At 66.6% G+C, this 19,121-nt stretch carries 14 protein-coding genes; 5 read left to right on the top strand and 9 right to left on the bottom strand.

Annotation, left to right across the window (positions count from 1 at the left end; all coding sequences use genetic code 11):
• Positions 1–42 precede the first annotated feature (42 nt).
• Both mfd and EQ874_RS12700 read left to right on the top strand, forming a co-directional pair.
• Positions 43–3,696, top strand: coding sequence for a transcription-repair coupling factor (gene mfd / locus EQ874_RS12705; RefSeq protein WP_207213540.1), 3,654 nt, complete (start codon positions 43–45; stop codon positions 3,694–3,696).
• Complete coding sequence (locus tag EQ874_RS12700) at positions 3,693–4,349, top strand: MazG family protein (RefSeq protein WP_129976988.1); 657 nt, start codon at positions 3,693–3,695, stop codon at positions 4,347–4,349. Before mfd ends, EQ874_RS12700 begins: the two co-directional genes overlap by 4 nt.
• Here the strand turns inward: EQ874_RS12700 and EQ874_RS12695 are convergent.
• Positions 4,334–5,713, bottom strand: a complete 1,380-nt coding sequence (locus tag EQ874_RS12695; RefSeq protein WP_064064641.1) for a glutamate-1-semialdehyde 2,1-aminomutase — start codon at positions 5,711–5,713, stop codon at positions 4,334–4,336. The genes EQ874_RS12700 and EQ874_RS12695 overlap by 16 nt on opposite strands.
• 255 nt (positions 5,714–5,968) lie before the next feature.
• Between EQ874_RS12695 and EQ874_RS12690 the strand changes: the two genes are divergently transcribed.
• On the top strand, positions 5,969–7,324 hold the full coding sequence (locus EQ874_RS12690) for a polysaccharide pyruvyl transferase family protein (RefSeq protein ID WP_129976987.1): 1,356 nt from the start codon (positions 5,969–5,971) through the stop codon (positions 7,322–7,324).
• On the opposite strand, the gene EQ874_RS12685 is transcribed toward EQ874_RS12690, so the two are convergent.
• The gene (locus tag EQ874_RS12685) at positions 7,266–7,964 is read right to left on the bottom strand and encodes a GNAT family protein (RefSeq protein WP_082920976.1); all 699 of its coding nucleotides are present in this window, start codon (positions 7,962–7,964) and stop codon (positions 7,266–7,268) included. The two genes, EQ874_RS12690 and EQ874_RS12685, sit on opposite strands and share 59 nt — an antisense overlap.
• A gap of 301 nt (positions 7,965–8,265) precedes the next feature.
• On the opposite strand from EQ874_RS12685, the gene EQ874_RS12680 reads away from it, so the two are divergent.
• Positions 8,266–9,375, top strand: a complete 1,110-nt coding sequence (locus EQ874_RS12680) for a glycosyltransferase (protein WP_129976986.1) — start codon at positions 8,266–8,268, stop codon at positions 9,373–9,375.
• Between the two features lie 18 nt (positions 9,376–9,393).
• On the opposite strand, the gene EQ874_RS12675 is transcribed toward EQ874_RS12680, so the two are convergent.
• Genes EQ874_RS12675 through EQ874_RS12645 form a run of 7 tightly spaced genes read right to left on the bottom strand, consistent with a single transcriptional unit; the run spans position 9,394 to position 18,048 of the window.
• Positions 9,394–10,746: a glycosyl hydrolase family 28-related protein gene (locus EQ874_RS12675; RefSeq protein ID WP_064064639.1), complete on the bottom strand. Its 1,353-nt coding sequence runs from the start codon at positions 10,744–10,746 to the stop codon at positions 9,394–9,396.
• 21 nt (positions 10,747–10,767) lie between these two features.
• A complete protein-coding gene (locus EQ874_RS12670) occupies positions 10,768–12,105 on the bottom strand; it encodes a polysaccharide biosynthesis tyrosine autokinase (protein ID WP_064255750.1) in 1,338 nt (445 codons plus the stop codon).
• Between the two features lie 16 nt (positions 12,106–12,121).
• A complete protein-coding gene (locus tag EQ874_RS12665) occupies positions 12,122–13,486 on the bottom strand; it encodes a hypothetical protein (protein WP_129976985.1) in 1,365 nt (454 codons plus the stop codon).
• Positions 13,483–14,550, bottom strand: coding sequence for a glycosyltransferase (locus EQ874_RS12660; RefSeq protein ID WP_129976984.1), 1,068 nt, complete (start codon positions 14,548–14,550; stop codon positions 13,483–13,485). Before EQ874_RS12660 ends, EQ874_RS12665 begins: the two co-directional genes overlap by 4 nt.
• Positions 14,547–15,821, bottom strand: coding sequence for an oligosaccharide flippase family protein (locus tag EQ874_RS12655; protein WP_172506144.1), 1,275 nt, complete (start codon positions 15,819–15,821; stop codon positions 14,547–14,549). Before EQ874_RS12655 ends, EQ874_RS12660 begins: the two co-directional genes overlap by 4 nt.
• 14 nt (positions 15,822–15,835) lie before the next feature.
• The gene (locus EQ874_RS12650; protein ID WP_129976983.1) at positions 15,836–16,990 is read right to left on the bottom strand and encodes a glycosyltransferase family 4 protein; all 1,155 of its coding nucleotides are present in this window, start codon (positions 16,988–16,990) and stop codon (positions 15,836–15,838) included.
• Positions 16,987–18,048: a glycosyltransferase family 4 protein gene (locus EQ874_RS12645; protein WP_129976982.1), complete on the bottom strand. Its 1,062-nt coding sequence runs from the start codon at positions 18,046–18,048 to the stop codon at positions 16,987–16,989. The genes EQ874_RS12650 and EQ874_RS12645 overlap by 4 nt, the downstream gene beginning before the upstream one ends.
• Positions 18,049–18,285: 237 nt before the next feature.
• Between EQ874_RS12645 and EQ874_RS12640 the strand changes: the two genes are divergently transcribed.
• On the top strand, positions 18,286–19,116 hold the full coding sequence (locus EQ874_RS12640) for a glycosyltransferase (RefSeq protein WP_064255755.1): 831 nt from the start codon (positions 18,286–18,288) through the stop codon (positions 19,114–19,116).
• Positions 19,117–19,121 lie beyond the last annotated feature (5 nt).

The raw sequence follows: 19,121 nt of genomic DNA, 5'->3' as shown, positions 1-19,121 counted from the left end.
AGACTCGACAAGGTTCTCGTCCCACACTCAGGAGCGCCTTCCTTGTCTGCTGTGCCCCCGGCCGCTGTCCCACTGTCCGGATTGGCGCGGATCGCGCTGGCCGACCACCGACTGAGCAGGATCGGCGATCTCGCCGGTTCCGCCGAACAGGAGATCGTCGCACCGCCCTCCGCCCGGCCGTTCGTCGCGGCGGCGCTGGCCGAGAAGACGCCGCTGCTCGTGGTCACCGCCACCGGACGCGAGGCCGACGATCTCACCGCCGAACTCACCGAGATGCTCGGCGACTCGGTCGCACAGTTCCCCTCGTGGGAGACCCTGCCGCACGAGCGCCTGTCTCCGAGCGCCGACACCGTGGGCCGTCGCCTGCACCTCCTGCGTCGCCTCGCCCGTCCCGATGATCGCGACCTCGGGCCCGAACTCGGGGTCGTGGTCGCCACCGTGCGGTCGCTGGTGCAGCCGATGGCACCCGGACTCGGCGAGATCGATCCCGTCACCCTGCGGGTCGGCACCGAACACGACTTCGAGGAGCTCGTCGAGCGACTCGTCGAACTCGCCTACACCCGGGTCGACATGGTCGGCAAGCGCGGCGAGTTCGCGGTGCGCGGCGGCATTCTCGACATCTTCCCCCCGACCGCCGACCATCCGGTCCGCGTCGAATTCTGGGGCGACGAGGTCACCGAACTGCGATGTTTCTCCGTCGCCGACCAGCGGTCGATCACCGAGGTCGACGTGCCGGTGCTCATCGCGCCGCCGTGCCGCGAACTGCTGCTCACCGAGGAGGTCAAGGCCCGGGCCGCGCAGCTCGCCCAGGACAACCCGGCCGACGCGGCGCTCGTCGAGATGCTCGACAAGATGGCCGGGGGCATTCCCGTCGAGGGCATGGAAGCGTTGCTGCCGGTGCTGCAGTCCGGCGAGCTGCAGTTGCTCACCGACGTTCTGCCCGCCGGCGCGCACGTGCTGATCTGCGATCCGGAGAAGGTCCGCACCCGGGCGAGCGATCTCGCCCGCACCGGGCAGGAGTTCCTCGAGGCGTCGTGGACGGCGGCTTCGCTCGGTGGTGCGGTGCCGCTCGACACCTCGAATCTCAACGGAGTGGACGGGAAGAAGCTCGATCTCGGCGAGTCGGCCTACCGATCGCTGCGCCAGGTGCGCGAGGCCGCGCAGGCGGCAGGGACACCGTGGTGGACGCTGAGCCCGCTCGCCTCGGGTTCCGAGAGCGAGATCGTCCTCGATGTACAGCCGGCACCCGAAGTCCGCGGTTCCGAGGACCTGTTGTCGATGCTGTTCGTGAACCTGCGCGCGCACGTCACCGCCGGTGGGCGTGCGGTGATCGTCGTTGCCGGCACGGGAACCGGGCAGCGCGTCCTCGAGCGGCTGAAGGAGAACGAGGTCCCCGCCGCGAAACTCGAACCCGGCTCCGAACCGGTGCGCGGGCAGGTCGGTGTCATGCGCGGCTGTCTGCACGAGGGCGTGGTGCTTCCCGGCAACGACGACAATGTGGTGCCGGGCCTGGTCGTCGTCACCGAAGCCGACCTCACCGGCAACCGCGTCGTCACCGAGGGACGCAAGACGCCCGTCAAGCGCCGCAACCAGGTCGACCCGCTCGCCCTGAACGCCGGCGATTTCGTCGTCCACGACCAGCACGGCATCGGCAAGTTCGTCGAGATGGTCGAACGGACCGTCGGTGGCGCCCGCCGCGAATACCTCGTCATCGAGTACGCACCCGGCAAGCGCGGCCAGCCCGGCGACAAACTGTTCGTTCCGATGGAACAACTCGACCAGCTCTCCCGTTACGTCGGTGGCGAACTGCCGTCCGTCAGCAAGCTCGGCGGATCCGACTGGGCCAACACCAAACGCAAGGCCCGCAAGGCGGTTCGGGAGATCGCCGGCGAACTCGTGCGGTTGTACGCGGCGCGGCAGGCCTCACCCGGCCACGCCTTCGCGCCCGACTCGCCGTGGCAGAAGGAGATGGAGGACGCCTTCCCCTTCACCGAGACACAGGACCAGCTCACGGTGATCTCCGAGGTCAAGGCCGACATGGAGAAGCCGGTACCGATGGACCGCGTCGTGATCGGCGACGTCGGCTACGGCAAGACCGAGATCGCCGTGCGCGCGGCGTTCAAGGCCGTGCAGGACGGCAAGCAGGTCGCGGTGCTCGTCCCCACGACTCTGCTCGCGCAGCAGCATCTGCAGACCTTCACCGAGCGGATGGCGGCCTTCCCCGTGACGGTCAAGGGATTGAGCCGGTTCACCGACGCGGCCGAGTCGCGCGCGATCATCGAGGGCATGGCCGACGGCACCGTCGACATCGTCGTCGGCACCCACCGCCTGCTGCAGACCGGCGTCCGCTGGAAGGACCTCGGTCTCGTGGTCGTCGACGAGGAACAGCGTTTCGGCGTCGAGCACAAGGAACACATCAAGGCGCTGCGCACCCACGTCGACGTGCTCACGATGTCGGCCACGCCGATCCCTCGCACCCTCGAGATGAGTATGGCCGGGATCCGCGAGATGTCGACCATCCTCACTCCGCCCGAGGAACGGCATCCGATCCTCACCTATGTGGGCGCGTACAACGACAAGCAGGTCGCCGCGGCCATCCGGCGAGAGTTGTTGCGCGACGGTCAGGTCTTCTACGTCCACAACCGGGTGAGCTCGATCGACAAGGCCGCCAAACGGCTTCGCGACCTCGTTCCGGAGGCGCGGGTCGCGGTGGCGCACGGGCAGATGAACGAGGACACGCTCGAGAAGACGGTGCAAGGCTTCTGGCAGCGCGAGTTCGACGTGCTGGTGTGCACCACGATCGTCGAGACCGGTCTCGACATCTCCAATGCCAACACCCTCATCGTCGAACGGGCGGATGCGCTCGGCCTGTCGCAGCTGCACCAGTTGCGCGGACGTGTCGGGCGTTCGCGGGAGCGCGGCTACGCGTACTTCCTGTACCCGGCGGAGAAGCCGCTGACGGAGACGGCCTACGACCGGCTCGCCACGATCTCGCAGAACTCCGATCTCGGCGCGGGTATGGCCGTCGCCATGAAGGATCTCGAGATCCGCGGTGCCGGAAACGTTCTCGGCGGCGAGCAGTCCGGTCACGTCGCGGGTGTCGGCTTCGACCTGTACGTGCGGCTCGTCGGTGAGGCCGTCGAGGCATACAGGGCAGCAGCAGACGGCCGGACCGTCACCACCGACGAAGCGCCCAAGGAGGTGCGGGTCGACCTTCCCGTCGACGCGCACATCCCCGCCGACTACGTCGCGTCCGATCGGTTGCGTCTCGAGGCGTACCGCAAGCTCGCGGCCGCGAACGACGATGCGGCGATCGCCACGGTCGTCCACGAACTCGTCGACCGGTACGGCCCGCTGCCCGAGGAGGTTCAGCGGCTCGTGTCCGTCGGCAGGCTCCGGCTGCTGTGCCGCGAGTACGGCCTCGAGGAGGTCGCCGTCACCGGAACCCAGATCCGGATCTCGCCGATGGAACTGCCCGACTCGAAGCAGATGCGGCTCAAGCGGTTGTATCCGGGCGCGCAGTACCGTGCGACCAGCGGCCTCGTCCAGTTGCCGATCCCACGGACCGGCGGTGTCGGATCGGATCGGGTGCGGGACGTGGCGTTGCTGCAGTACATCGCCGACTTCCTGCTGGCGCTCGACGGCAAACCGCAAGGGATGGTGGACCTGAACAGCGCGGCCACGGTGAATGCATGACCGACTACACCGCTCTCGTCGAGGCGGCGGCCGTGATGGACAGACTGTGGTCGTTCGGGGGTTGGGAGGTCACCCAGACCCACGAGAGCCTGCGCCGTTATCTGATCGAGGAGACCTACGAGGTGCTCGACGCCGTCGAGTCGGGCGATCCGGACGAGCTCCGTGAGGAACTCGGCGACCTGCTCCTGCAGGTGCTGTTCCACTCGCGGATCGCCGAGGCGAACGGGCAGTTCACCGTCGAGGACGTGGCCGCCACGCTCGTCGCCAAGCTGGCCGCACGGAGCCCGCACCTGACCAACGGGCACACCGGCCCGCTCGACGTCGCGGAACAGGAGGCGGCGTGGGAGGTCGCGAAGAAGGCGGAGAAGGCCCGGGCGTCGTGTCTCGACGGGATCGCGATGGCGCAGCCCGCACTCTCCTTGACGGACAAGGTGATCGAGCGTGCCACTCGGGCCGGCCTTCCCGCACATCTCGTCCCGGCCGAGTTGCGGTTGGTACGAGTCACCGGGGACGGTGATGCGGAGAGCGCGCTGCGCAGTGCCACAATGCATTTCGTGGCGGCCGTGCGGGCGGCAGAGAAAGCGGCCCATGCCGACGGCGTGCCCTACGGCGCCCTGGATACCGATGCGTGGGAACGTTACTGGGAGAAGTGAAATCCGGTGGATGCGTCGTCGAGGCGCCTCGGCTCCGCGCGGGCGCGTAGCGCTGGAGCGACGGGCCGGCCTCGGAGGAGTCCGGCGACCCCGCCCGCGTCCAGGGCTCGGCGGTATACCGACATGGCCTCGCGCGCTGCCTCGACGGTCTCGTCCACGTCGGTGTCGGTGTGCGCTGCCGAGATGACGAACGATTGACCGAGCACTCCGCGCGTGAGCATCTCCTGCAGGAACAGCGTGCGGAACTGCTGTGACGGCTGCAGATCCGGATCGCGAGTGACGAAGATCAGGCAGGAGGGCCGCCCGAGCACCTGGACGTACCGTTCGACGCCGAGATCGGACGCCGCCGCATTCACCGCATCCGCGAGCCTGCGACCGGCCGCCTCCATCCGTCCGATCGGATCCTCGGTGGCGTACGCGCGCACCACCGCGCGGAAGGCGGCCAGCCCCCCCGATTCGGGTCCGTGCGTGGTCGACAAGAGGAACACACGGTCGCTGTCGGTGCGCAGACCACCGAGCTCCATGAATTCGCGCCGGCCTGCCAGGGCGGCGACGGGGAAACCGTTACCCATGGCCTTGCCCCAGCACGACAGGTCCGGGCGGATGCCGTACACGCCCTGTGCTCCGTGTTCGGACCAGCGGAAGCCCGTGATCATCTCGTCGAAGATCAGCAGCGCACCGTGGTGATCGCACAATCGGCGTACACCTTCGAGAAAACCGGGAGCCGGTTCGGCGAGGGCCGTCGCGGCCTCGAGGATCACGCAGGCCGTCGGCTGTGCCGACAATGCCCGCTCGAGAGAGCCGAGGTCGTTGTACCGGAACCGATGTGTGTGTTCACAGGTCTCGTCCGGGATCCCGGACTTCATGGCCGTCGTTCCGATGAACCAGTCGTCGACCGAGAAGAAGGGCTGATCGCATGCCACGACGTGCCGACGACCGGTGACCGCACGTGCCAGTCGTACCGCGGCAGTGGTCGCATCGGACCCGTTCTTCGCGAACTTCACCATGTCTGCGGCGGGTACGAGGGCGAGGAAGTCCTCGGCGGCGGCGAGTTCGAGGGTCGTCGGCCGAGTGAAGTTGGTCCCGTTCGTCACGGCGGCGGTGACGGCATCGACGACGGGTCGATAACCGTGCCCCAGAGTGACCGAGCGTAATCCCATGCCGTACTCGACGTAGTCGTTGCCGTCGGCATCCCATACTCGGGCACCTGCTCCTCGTTCGAGCACGGGGGTGATGAACTCGGGGTATTGATCGGATCCGCGGGCGTAGGTGTGAGCGCCACCGGGAACGAGCTCGTGGAGGCGTGCCTGCAGTTCGGCAGATCGAGCGAAGAATCGATCACGGTGGTCGGACGGATGCGTCATGAGCGAACTCCATCGCTCGGAGAATCGTCGAGAATCCGATTGTGTCATCAGCACTGTCGAACCTCGTGGGGAACGAGTGAATTCGACGTTTCCTGTCTCCGTATCGCTCCGCTCGTCGCCCGCGGGAGACGGGCGCTCACAGAATCGGGTATTGTTCGGTACGGATCGTCCTTCCTTGTCGGACCGGACAATTCGGTCCGACAGTCAGATATTTCTCCGACCGTTCGAAGTTCGCGAGTGCCCGAAGGTGCCGACATGACGAATCGCGTCCTCTCTCCGACCGGCGGTGCTTCGTGCGAGGTTCGCGTTCTCCTCGAGAACGGGGAGTACTGGCTCAACAACAAGGGCGACCTCGCAATTCTCGACGAGACCGTACGGCGGTTCGCCGAGCGATGGCCGCACGCCCGAATCGGGGTGCTGACCTCGGCGCCCGCGTTGCTGCGAGCCTATGAACCGCGTGTCGACGCGATCTGCTACCAACGGGGTGGAAGTTGGCCGCGCCGACGCCGACGGCCGGGGCCGGCAAGCCTGCTGGGCCCCGGGATCGCGGGTGCTCCGATGAATGCTTGGGACGCTGCGGTCGCTGTGCCCGGCCGAATCACCCGGCGGGTGCGGCGTGTGAGGGGAACAGCGGACGAAGACCGGACGGTGCCGGATGCAGTGGCCACCGCTTCCGCGGTGGTTGCGATCGGAGGCGGATACATGACCGACATCGACCGGTTCCAGACGGAACGGACCCTGACATTGCTCGAGCGGGCCGCAGATCTGGGAATTCCCACCGCGATGACGGGACAGGGGTTCGGTCCGCTCACCGCGCCCGACCTGCTCGAGCGGGCCGCGCAGGTTCTGCCGCGAGTGGATCTGATCGGGCTCCGCGAAGACCTGCGCGGACCGGAACTGCTGCACTCCCTGGGCGTCCCTGCGGACCGCGTCGTGGTGACGGGGGACGACGCGGTGGAACTCGGCTACTCCACGCGGCGAGCGGAACTCGGTACGGATCTCGGCGTATGTCTGCGAGTGGCCGAGTATTCCCCGGTCGGTGCCGCGATCAGCGACGCGGTGGGACGTGCGGTGCGCGAGAAGGCCGCTGCCCATGCCGCCCACCTCGTCCCGCTGATCGTGTCCGAACACGACGCAGAGGACCGAAGGTCGACGATGCCACTGCTCGCCGAGTATTCGGGGACGATCCCGCCGCTCGGCAGGTTCGCCGGAGCACGGGCACTCTCGCACCGGGTGGGGCGGTGCCGAATGATCGTCACCGGTGCCTACCACGTGGCCGTCTTCGCGCTGTCGCAAGGGATCTCGGTCGTAGGGCTCTCGACGTCGCGTTACTACGACGACAAGTTCGCCGGATTGAGCTCCATGTTCGGTACCGGAATCGAGACCGTCCGGCTGGACGAGGACGGAATGCCGGACCGCCTCCGTGCGGTGATCGGAAAGGTCTGGGCCGACGCGCCGGACATGCGTAGTGAGCTGCTCACGCGCGCGGAGCGGCAGATCCGCGCGAGCCGGGCGGTCTTCGACCGCATCGGCGACCTCGTGGATCTGCCGGTCAGCGCGCGGCGCGATCCGCAATCCGATCCTTCTCCGCCGCCCACATCTCCGCGGTGATGGCCCAGAGGTGGTGATCCTTCCGGGAGCCGCCCACATCGAGATAGCCGACCATGGTGCCCTCCCGGCGCATCCCGGTCTGCTCGGCACAGTGCGCCGCGGGAACGTTTCCCACGCACACGGGTGCGGTGATGCGGTGCAGCCCGAGGGGACCGAACCCGTAGTCGGCGAGCATCCGGGCGGCGGCCAGGGCGACACCCTTGCCGGCGAGGGTCGAATCGATCCATACCCCCGCCTCTGCCAGACCCGCCCACCGGTCGATATGTTCGAGATTGAACTGTCCGGCGAACAGGCCGTCCACCTCGATGACCAAGGGCAGGGCACGTCCTGCCCGGGCCTCGCTGCGGGCGTGCAGGTACTCGTCGACCCATGCCTGCTCGCTGTGGCGTTCCTCCCAGGGAAGCGAGGACGAGGTCCAGAACGGTTCGATGAACCGCCGGTCGCGGATCCGGAGTGCTTGCCAGCGAGACCAGTCCGACAGACGGGGTGACCGGAGGACGAGGCGATGCCCCGACACCTCGACGGGACCCAGTCGCACACACAGGCTGTAACCCTGCTTGCACCGGAGCCGGTGGCGCAGGGGGCGGGTATACAGTCTTCCCGCCGTGGTGAGCACCACGAACGGCCTGGGACGCTTCATGCGTTCACCTCTGCTGGGCGACTCCGACGGGGCGGACAATGAAACGGCGACCACCGGCGGTGGAGGGTGTGGATCCAGCGTACTCGCCGGGACGGGAAGGATTCGGTCGGAACGACCGAATCGGCCGGACGGGAACCGGACCGAACGGGACGAACGCCGCACGACGGTCCGAACATCCGTCCGGTCGCGTCCTCCGGTGATAGCGTCCGTACAAGGGACGGGGACCGAATCGAAAGAGGCGACACATGATCCGGCCCGACAACGACATTTCACTGCCGCCCGCTACCCACCGTCGAGTGCCGTGAGCGCGCGTCGCGTCGCCCTGGTCCACGAACGGTTCACCGAGATCGCAGGCTCGGAGCAGGTCGTCGAACAACTGGCGGTGCAGTGGCCGCAGGCGAGGGTCCACGTCCCGATCGCCCGACCGTCCGGTATCCCGTCCCGGCTGCGCACACGGATCGACACGACGTGGCTCGACGGGCTCTACCACCTGTCGGGGGAACGTTCGTACGCCCCTCTTCTTCCCTTGATGGCGAGAAGCTTTCGAAGCATGAAGCTCGACCGCGCCGATATCGTCGTCATCAGCCACCATGCCTTCGCAAGCCAGGCGGTCTTCGCCACGACGGCACCGACGATCGCATATGTGCACAGTCCGGCACGGTGGGCATGGGACGCATCGTTGCGTGAGGGCGAGGGCGGTGGTCGTCCGGGAGGAGTCGCACTCGGGTTGCTCGCCGTATCCGCGCGGCGTGCCGAACTTGCTGCCGCGCCCCGGTTGTCTCGTATCGTGGCGAACTCCACCACCGTCGCCGACCGCATCCGCCGGTGGTGGAACCGCGACTCCGTGGTCGTCCACCCACCGGTCGACACCGAAGCATTCACCCCCGACAGCGGTGTGCCGCGGGAGGACTTCTTCCTGCTCGCGGGACGCCTCGTTCCGTACAAGCGGCCGGACCTGGCGATTCGGGCGGCGAACACTGCGGGGACGCGTCTCGTGGTCGTGGGTGACGGTCGCAGTACGGAGCACTGCCGGAAGATCGCAGGGGAGACGGTGGCCTTCCTCGGACGCGTTCCGCACAGACAGCTGGTCGACATGTACCGACGCTGTCGTGCAGTGGTGATGCCCGGTCTCGAGGACTTCGGGATCGTGCCTGTCGAGGCGATGGCCTGCGGCACACCGGTGATCGCCCTGGGCGCGGGCGGAGCTCTCGACACCGTTCTACCCGGATCGACCGGGCTGCACGTGTCCGGCGGCACCGATGCGGAACTGGTCGACAACTTCGCCACCGCGATGAGGGATTTCGACGGGAGGAATTACGATCCCGGGAGGATCCGATCGCAGGCGGAGACCTTCTCCCGGCGCATGTTCCGGGAACGGATGCGAGATGTCGTCGATCAGGTGACGAGATGACACGGTCGACCGGAGGTGTCATCCGGCGGGGCGCCGATCACCGAGTGGTTCCGTTTCCACCGTGCCCTTCGTGGTGACCCGCAATCGCCAGTACCGTCCGTCGTCGTCCCGGAGGATCGGACCCGACCCGGGCCGATCCGACAGCCACGATCCGTCGGCGAGGATCGCGGACAGCGTTTCGCCGTCGCTGTTCTCGGCTCGCAACAGATCTCCGTCGTCGACCGCGCGGGTCACCACGGGCCCTACGAAGGTCCCACCCGAGAGGACGCCGCGCCCGACGACGTTCCAATCCTCGGGGAAAGTGGCGAGGTCGATGTCGGTGGACGCGCTCGAAACGAGATTGACCGCGGTGCCTTCCGGGCACCCTTCCGGGTCGATGCGCAGTTCGGTCGGAAACACCTCGGTGTCCGGATCGAAGCGCACGTTGGCGAGATAGGGCTGGCGGCAGTAGATCAGATCCAGACACACGCTCCGGGCTGCGATCTTGCAGTTGACCAAGCCCAGTTGGGAGGGCCCGCCGCGGCCGCGTTCACCGACGGACAGAGCGGTGTCCGCCCCTTCGAACCACACGTTGGTCAGCCACCAGTTGTTGGCGGCACCGTCGATGCGGATGTGCCGGTCGGTCGTCCTCGGATCGTTGTCGGACACGAATTCGACATCGGTCAGGGACAACCCGGCGTTGTGATCGTTTCCGGTGCCCAGGACCCCGATGTAATTGTTCGTCAGTTTCGAGGCCGTCAGATAGTTCTGGATACACGAGGTGACCATCCCGATTCCGAAATTGTTGATGTCGCAGTCGACGAAGGTGGTTCCGCCCGTGTTCCCTTCCAGGACCACGCCCTGCTGGGCGCGGTAGAGCGGGAAGTTCTCACTGAGATGGCTTCCTCGCAGGACCACCGAATCGAACGAACACCGGAACGAACCGGACAGTGACACGGCGACGGCTTCCGGACCCGTCAGATAGACACCGAGACGTGCGAAGCGGACACGGTGCCGATCACGAAGCGAGATCAGCGGTCCGCCCCCTTCGTAGAACACGATGGTGACGTCGCCGCCGTCCCCGGTCACCGTGGAGAAGTCCGGCAGATCGGGCCAGGCGGTGACGCGGTAGTAGCCGGCCGGGAGGTACAGGACAGCGGGCCCGTCGCCCGCGGAGGCCGCACGGGCGATTGCTTCGGTGTCGTCTGCCGTACCGTCACCCACAGCACCGAAGTCACGGACGTTGCGTCGCTGCGACACGCTCGACACCTCGGGAACCTCCCGTTCGACATCGGGGACCGGTGCCCGCGGCGAGCAGGCCAGGGGAAGTGCTGCCGCGGCGCCGAACGACGCGGCGAGCATTTTTCGCCGGTTGAACACCATATCGGCCATTCTCGTCCACCCGGAGGGACGCTAGGGGGAATACGCGAGTCCGAGATCCGCTGCCGACCGGGAACTCCGGCGCTTTCTGGCTCGAACGGATCGGCGAGTACGTGCCGTGTCGGTCGTAACGGCCCCGAGGAGTCTTGCTCCGGACGCGCCGAAGACATCCGCAGCGGCTTGCACCCGGGGCGCTTTCGTGGTGCCGAGTCGAACCACGGCGATCGATGCGTCGCAATGCGTCGAGATATCGAGCGCGGCAGAGTCCGTGAGCACCGGAGCGGCGACCACGAGAATGTAGTCGAAGCGATCCTCCAGCGCCGAGAGAAGGCCGGCGAACCGATCCGTTGTCAGCAGGTCCGACGTGCGCTCGTCGGCGGCGCCGAGTGGGACGATCGAAACCCCCGACTCCGACCGGACGGGAAATTCGGTCAGTGGCGGGTACTCGTCCCGCAGCCATTCGGCGACTCCGGGTACCGACTGCATATCGAGAAGTCGAGTGACGCCCTCGCCGGACGTGTCGGCATCGATCAGAGCGACCCGAGCGCCCGTGTCCGCCAATGCCTTGGCGAGCCGCGTGGCGACGCGCGGGTCGGACTCCTCGGTGAAACTCGTGAACATGACCACCAGCCGATCCCGGCCCTGGCGTGCTGCGGTGATGTGTGCGCGCAGCCGCCCCACATCTCTCGTCGCGTCGATGCTGTGAGATGAGATCGTACCCAGGACCGGCACGCCCGCGGAACGGGCGAGCTGATCCGGGGTGCGGACCGTCGGATCGAGCTTGTCCCGGAAGAAGGCGAGCAGGAAGCCGAGGCCGAGTCCGGCGATGATGCCGAGTGCGAGATTGCGTTTCGCGTTCGGGCCGATGGGTTCGGTGGGCAATGTGGCCGGATCGACGACAGACACGCGGGCGGCCGGCGCCGCACCGACCACGGTCGTTTCCATCTCTGCGACGAGCTGCGCGAATTCGTCCGAAACGGCACGGGAAAGCTGACGTGCCGTTTCGGGAGTGGAGTCGGTCACCGAGATCTCGAGCAGGGTGGTGGCCGGCGGGAACGTCGCCGACACCTTGCCCTGCAGTTCGCTCGGTGAGATGGTCGAGCCGAGCCGGTCGGCGACTCGCTCGGCGACGGTGGCCCCCGTCGCGACATACGGATACGACGTGATGCGCTGTTGCGCTGCGAGGCCGCCCTGATAGGAGTCGTTGACCGATGTGCCGGTCGCCATCGATACATACATGCGGGTCGTCGACACGTAGACGGTCGGGATTGTGGACGTGTATGCCCAGGCAAGGGCCGCGCAGGCGAGGGCCGTCGCGAGAATGATGTGCCACCTGCGGCGCACGATTCCCAAGTAGTCACTCAATGCCATGGTTGCACCCCTCTTCTCATTCCCCGACGACTGCGCTGGACGTGTGTGTTGACGGAGCCGTGGCTGCCGTGGAGGTGGTGCGTTTGCGGTATTCGCGAACGGTCATGTCGACGAGCCAGACCAACACGACGAGCTGGAGGGATTTGCCGATCACCTCCATGCTGCCGAGGAACCCTCGTTCGAAAAGGATCGGGGATGCCGTAATCGCCAGTCCCAGGGCCACCACGACGATGTGTCGGGCCTGCAACGCCCGCACGCCGAGCAGGAGCAACCCGAGGGTGAACAGCACACCGACGGCGACACCCGGATATCCGGCGATGACGAATCCCTCGTTGATGTTTCCGTCGGCGAGGGAAACCGAGATCCGGCTCATATCCATGGACGACCCCCGCACCTCGACGGCCCAGGCGGTCCCGGATCGTAGCTTCTCGGCGCCGAGGAGCTGTGCGGGAATCAAACTCTGGAGACCGTGCTGGGCGACTTCCAGAGGAGTCATCCACGGACGCATGACCATGTAATAACTGTCCGTAGCAGCTTCGAGCAGATCGAATCGCCGCAGGATGCTCAGATACGGCTGTACCGACGGAGGATAGGCCGAATCCCGTGGCAACGCCTCTGCTCGTACGTAGTCGGGTTGTTTGATCGACTGCAGCCACCCGAACGCGCCGATACCCACAGCCGAGATCAGGACGATGCCCACGACTCGCAGACGGGACCAGCCGTGTAAGGCGAACCGGACGGCCACGGCCATGGCGGCACTCATGACGGGTGTCTTCGACTCGACTGCCACCGTCCACAACAACTCGATCGTGAGCAGCGCAGCGAGCAGGACGAATGTCGTTCTTCGGCCCGTGGGCCGGATGAAGATGATCAGCCCGATCGCGCCGACCGTGGCGAGTTGTGCGACGAAGCCGAGAACAGGATCGGCGCTCTGAACGTCTCCGGCTTGACCGGTCGATCCCGTGAGGTACATGACAGCGCGCCCGACGATGCCTATCGCGTACACGGTTGCAAGAGTGGGAACGAAGTCGGCAGTGGATTGCCGGGAGGGAGTGGTCCGGGGGCGGCGGTGAGTCCAGATCGCATAGGCCACTACGGCACCGGCGTATACCCACAGGCCGAATGCCACCGGCTGCAGAACTTCCGAGATGCCGCGGTCGTAGCCGATCGCAGCGAGGCGCGGATCGGCGATGTTGTCCGCGTATCGCGGTTGCGGCTGCACTGTCAACAGCACCAGAGGCCGTGCGACGTAGGACAGGGCCCAATATACGGCCTGCGCGATCAAGAACACCCTCGCGACGCCGGGGATGAAGGCGGCCGCTACGACGATCGCGATCAGAGCCGTGCTCACCAGGGCGAGCTGGATGTCGGGAGAGTTCACGGCGTACCCTTCCCTGTCCCGGATCCGACCGTGCCCGACGTCGACGATCCCTGCGCGTCCCTGCCCTCGAGTGCGGCGACGATCTCGCGTGCGCGGTCGACGTACCGATGGTTGCCGGTCACGATGCGGCGGTGTCCGGCCTCGGCGACGGCTCGCGCACGCTCAGGACGACGGTCACACCACCGGAGGATCTCGTGCAGCTCGTCCACCGCGGAGAACAGCAGACATTCCCGGCCCTCGGTGAGAAGGGCGGCATGCTCGTCGGTGCGTTGCCCGACGAACAATCCGCCCGCGGCCGGCACCTCGAAGGTGCGGCAGGTGTGCGTGTCCCGATTGTCGGAGTTGAGGAGAACCAGATTCGCCGTCACCGATGCGATCGCGGTGGAGAAATGTTCCCCGTACACCGGGCCACGCACCATGGCGTGGGTGTGACGCAATTCGGGCACGCGTCTCCAACCGGGGCCATGGACGAGCATCCTCTCCCCGTAACGTCCGGCCAGGGCGAGAACGGCGGAACGGCGATCGGGACGGCAGTTGCCGACGAAACCGAGTAGGTACCGCTGTGGGTCCCGACGTGCCGAAAGGCGGTGCCAGGCGGGATCATAGGCGCTCAGTACGAATTTCACGGCGGCTCCTCGGGTGGCGAGTTCCGGGACGTTGTGCCGTTTGGTGGTGACCACGAGATCCCACTCGTGTTCGTGCCGAAGATAATCCGGCGTCGTGTTGTACGGGTTCGACGCGTCGTCGGGGCTGTAGTGCACGTGCAGACGGGCAGGCGTATCGAGCAATCGGATCTGGTCGAGATGCACTGTCCGGAAACAGAACAGCACATCGGGAGACAGGGCGGTAGCAACCGATTCGATCCGGCGATGTACGGACCCGAGGTCCCACGGAGCGCGTTGCCGGCGCATCTTCGAGTAGAACCACGGTGGCGAGAATCGGGTGGGTAGGGTCACGGCAGTGGTGTCCACGACGACCACGTCGTGCCCCGCCTGACGGAATCCGTCGGCCAGCGAGCGGGCGTTGCTACCCACCCAGTCGTCGCCGACGAAGAGGATCCTCATCGTTTCTCTCCCCTGCAGGTGGGGACGCCGATCTCGTCGACGTTCTCGTCGGAGGGCCGGGTACGCCGCTCCTGCAGCACGAGATGCCTGGTCCGGAGGAGGTACCACAACGCAACGCTGAACTCGCATGCCACAGTGCCGTAGACGAGCGCCCACACGGAGTGGGTCCGGAACGCCACGTAGAGCGCAAGAGCAGCGACGCAGGTACCGACGATGGAGCCGATCAGTACACCGGAGGTGTCTTCGCGTACCGGCAGGACAGCTGTGGTGACGAGCGAACTCAGAGCCGTGGCGGGAAGTATGAGTGCCTCTACGCGCAGGAGTGGGACGGCATGAACGAATTCGCTTCCGAACACGAGCCGCACGATGAGCGGCGCGGCGACCCACAGCGCCGCGGTCGCGACGACAGCGATGCCCACGCAGACAAGCATGGCGAGGCCTGCGCGCCGCCAGAATCGTTCGTCGTCACTGCTGCGCGCCATCCGTGGCAGCAGAGCGAAGCCGATCGGATCGAGCATGGACTGCACGGCGCGCACGAGTCGGTCACCGGCCGAATACAAACCCAGGGACGCGGCGTCGAGCACGGAAGAGTAGATGGCTGCAGCTCCCTGACCGTAACTGACCACCAGGAGGCGAGACGTGAATACGGGGGCGGCCATGCGCACGGTGGGCACGACCCGGCACGGCCGGGCCGGACGCCCGTACTTGTGGAGCGAATCCCGCCAGGTGAGCGCGACGGTGAGGATCGACGATGTGAGCATGCACAGCATGGCGACGGATGCGCTCGGATAACGAGGCAATACCAGCAACAACAAGGCAAGATAGGCGAGTCGGCCGACCCCCTGGTAGAGCGTGGAGGCCACGAATCGGCCCTGTCCGATGAGGATCCAGTCCTCGGAGATCGACCAGAAGCCGCCCGCGAACAGACCGAGCAGGATCATGTGGATGTGAGGATCGACTTCGACCGTCGAGCCGGCGAGGAGTGCGGCGCCCAGCGTGACGAGCACCGTCACACGAATGGCGAGGTAGTCGCCGCGGATCTGATTGACATCGCTGGTGGGAACCTTCGCTGCCAGGAATTGAGTGATTCCCAGATCGACGAGCAGTGATCCGATGAAGTAGGCCGACATCCCGATCGCCAGCAGGCCCAGACCCTCGGGACCGAGGACGCGGGCGATCAAGGGCAGGGTCACAGCCGTGACGAGATACTGGCCGTACTTACCGAAGCTGACGAATCCGATGTCCCGTACGAGAGTGACAGCACGCGTCATCCGGCGTTCTTCGCTCACGAGGTGCTCACCTCCTCGCGGGAGGGCGCACCGACCGTACCCAGGAAACGTGCGACCGCCCGCGCGGACTCGGTGATGTCGAAGCATCCGGCCCGCTGCCTGCCGGCAGCAGCGAGGCGACAGCGAAGTTCGCGGTCACGAATGAGCGTGTCCAACGCCGCGGTGAGTGCGCGTCGGTTGCCGGCGTCCACGAGCAGTCCGTTCACGCCCGACTCGACGATCTCGGCAGGGCCGCCCGGCCGAGAAGCGATCACCGCGCATCCGGCCCGCATGCCCTCCACGACGACCTGACCGAACGGTTCGGCAAGGACTGAGCAGTGCACGAGGATATCGGCGCGTCGCATGTATTCTTCGGGGTCTTCGACGTGGCCCGTGAAGGTCACCGGAAGATCGAGCTCTGCGGAAAGTCGTTCGAGATGCTCGCGGTAGGACTCTTCACCGAAGAAGGTGCCGCCGACGAGATAGATGCGCGAGGGCCGCACCGTCGTATCCGCCGCGGCCCGCAGGAATACGTCCTGACCCTTCCACGGCGTGAGTCGTCCGACAACCGTGACGATCGTCCCCGCCGGATCGTGTTGCTCGGGATGAGGGGTGGCCGGTGTGAGGTCTACTCCGGGATATGCCACGAGGGCGCGCCGGCGGGGGAAGAGCGAAGACATCGTGGATCTGCTGTTGGCGATGTAGCCCCGGCTGAGGACTCGTCCCAGGATGCGTACGACCGGAGCGAGTACGCGTCCGAAGTATTCCGTGGAGACCCGGTCGTGCACGTGCCAGACGAGGGGGAGCTTCGCCCGCCACGCTGCCACGGCCCCCATGATCAAGGCCTTGGAGCTCTCGGCGATGAGCACCGTGGCCCCGGTGTTCGTAGCGACGTTACCGAGATCCCAGCCGACTCGGACCAAGCGGAACGCCCCCGCGAACAATCGGGTGAGGCGGGGGTCGGTGATCGTCATATTCCTGCTGTCGAACGTGCGGGACAGGATCCGAGTGTCGAATCCGTCCGCGCGCATCCGCTGGGCCATCGGACCGTCCTGCGCGTACGCTACGGCGACGTCGATACCGAGATCCCGCAACGCGAGTGCCAGTCGGGCCGTGGCGATCTCCGCGCCGGACGGGGCGGCCGTGTGGGTGACGAAAAGGATCTTGGTCACGACGTCAGCTCCTTGTACAACGCGACGTGTCGTTCTGCCGCCGTACCCCACGAGAACGTCTCTGCGTGCGCACGGCACTGCTGCCGCCCCGGCGCCCGCCCCGAGAGAGCCGTTGCGATCCGGTCTGCCAGCGCTTCGGGATCGCCGGCGGGAACGATCAGTGACGGATCGAGTCCCCGCACTGCGTCGGGTAGTCCGCCACAGTCCGTGACGACCGGCACGCGACCGGCCGCCAGTGATTCGAGCGCGATCAGCCCGAAGCCTTCGAGTGCTACCGAAGGGACGACCGTCACCGCCGCCTCTTCGTACAGGCGGCTCAGCCGGACGTCGTCGACGTGACCTTCGAAGGTGACGGAACTGCCCACTCCGGAGCCGGCGGCTTGCGTGCGCAGCGCCGCTTCCTCGCTGCCGGTGCCGACGATCACGAGACGCGCGTCGGGATGCGCAGCAAGAACGTCAGGCCAGGCACGGAGCAGGAGGTGCACACCCATTCGCCGTTCGAGGCGCCGAACGCACAGCACAGCACCCGACGAGGCGGGGACCTCCGAAGTTCGGAAACGATCGAGATCGACTCCGGGGGGAACGATCCGGATGCGTTCTTCCGGAACACGATACGAATGCGTGAGCACATCCCGAAAGTGTTTCGACAGCACAACATATCGGTCCGCGTCCGCGTATCGGATCCGCTCGATCAGGTACTTCGAGTATGCGGCTGTCCTCCCCGAACCTGCCATCAGGCTCTCGGCTGCCCAGGGGCCGTGAAAATGCACCACGAGTGGATGTCGGCCCTGGCGACCGCGAGCGGGGCGACCGTAGAGGCCGAAGTGGCGATCGATGATCGCCTCCCGTGGCAACACGGTGTGGTCCCGGAAGGCGGTCCAGGCACGACGAAGGGTGGATCCGCCGATGGGTCCCCAGCTGTGCCCATCGAGTTCGGGGTTGCCGAAGGCAGCCGCCGAGACGTCGACGTCCGGACGCCGGCGCAGGGTTCGGTAGAGATCGGTGAAATACCGGTTCAATCCGCCCGGAACCGCAGTGAACCACTCGGATCCGGTCATATGGACACGGAGTGCGTCGGCGGGACCGCAGGCGGGGGAAGTCACGGCCCGACCGCTGTCGTCGACTGCTCCGTGCCGGTGTTCTCGTCCAGCAGCCGACCCCGTGAGGATGCGCTGCGGTCCCTGCCGAAATGCGGGTACTCTCCCACACAGGCTCGAGTCGGTACTTCCCGCGATCGGTCGTCCGGGTGGTGGAACCCCTCCGGCGACGGAACTCGAACGTCACGGAGGGTTCTCATGTCCGCCACGATCTCGATCTGTGTCCCGGCGTACAACGCTGCCCGGACGCTCGAGGCGACTCTGCATTCGATCCTCGAGCAGGATGCCGACCTCGACGTCCTGGTGCTCGACAATGCGACCCGAGACGGTACCGCAGATATCGCACGTTCCTTCGACGACCCGCGCCTCCGGGTGGTCCGTAACGACGAGGTGCTGTCGATCGGTGACAACTGGAACAAGGCGGTCGCCCTGTCCACCGGCGAGCTCGTGAAGATCGTGTGCGCAGACGATGTGCTCCGTCCGGGATCGATCGAGGCGCAGGAGAAGGTGATGGTCGACCCCACGATCGCCCTCACGTCGGCCCGGTTCGATGTCATCGACGAGGCCGGCGAGATCCGGGAGAGCGGCTTGGGCATACCGGGACTGGAGGGCCTGCACACGCCTCGCGCCCTGATCGGCACAATCGTGCGGCGCGGACCGGCCGACTTCGGTCCCACGGCGGCCGCGATATTTCGTCGTGAGCACTTCGACCGGGTAGGGGGCTTCCGTGGTGACCTGGTGTTCCCCATGGACGTGGACCTGTTCGCTCGCGTTGCGACATTCGGAATGTTCTTCGGTATGCCGGAACGGGTGGCTGCATGGCGGGACTCGACGTTCAACCTGTGCAGTCGAACGTCGTCGTTCAGCAAGTTGACGGACATGATGCGCTTCCATCACCGAATCGCAAGGGATTACCCGGACTTGGTTTCCTTCGGAGACGTGATCGCCGGCGACGCTCGTCTGGCGCGCGCAGCGCTGGAACGTGTGTCGGTACGGTCCCGTGGGCTGCTCGCGGTGCTGCGTGGCTGACCACT

Source organism: Rhodococcus sp. Q1 (assembly GCF_004153645.1).
Lineage (GTDB): Bacteria > Actinomycetota > Actinomycetes > Mycobacteriales > Mycobacteriaceae > Rhodococcus > Rhodococcus gordoniae.
Note: the sequence above shows the minus strand (reverse complement) of the source record. Positions and strands in the feature narration are given on the sequence as shown.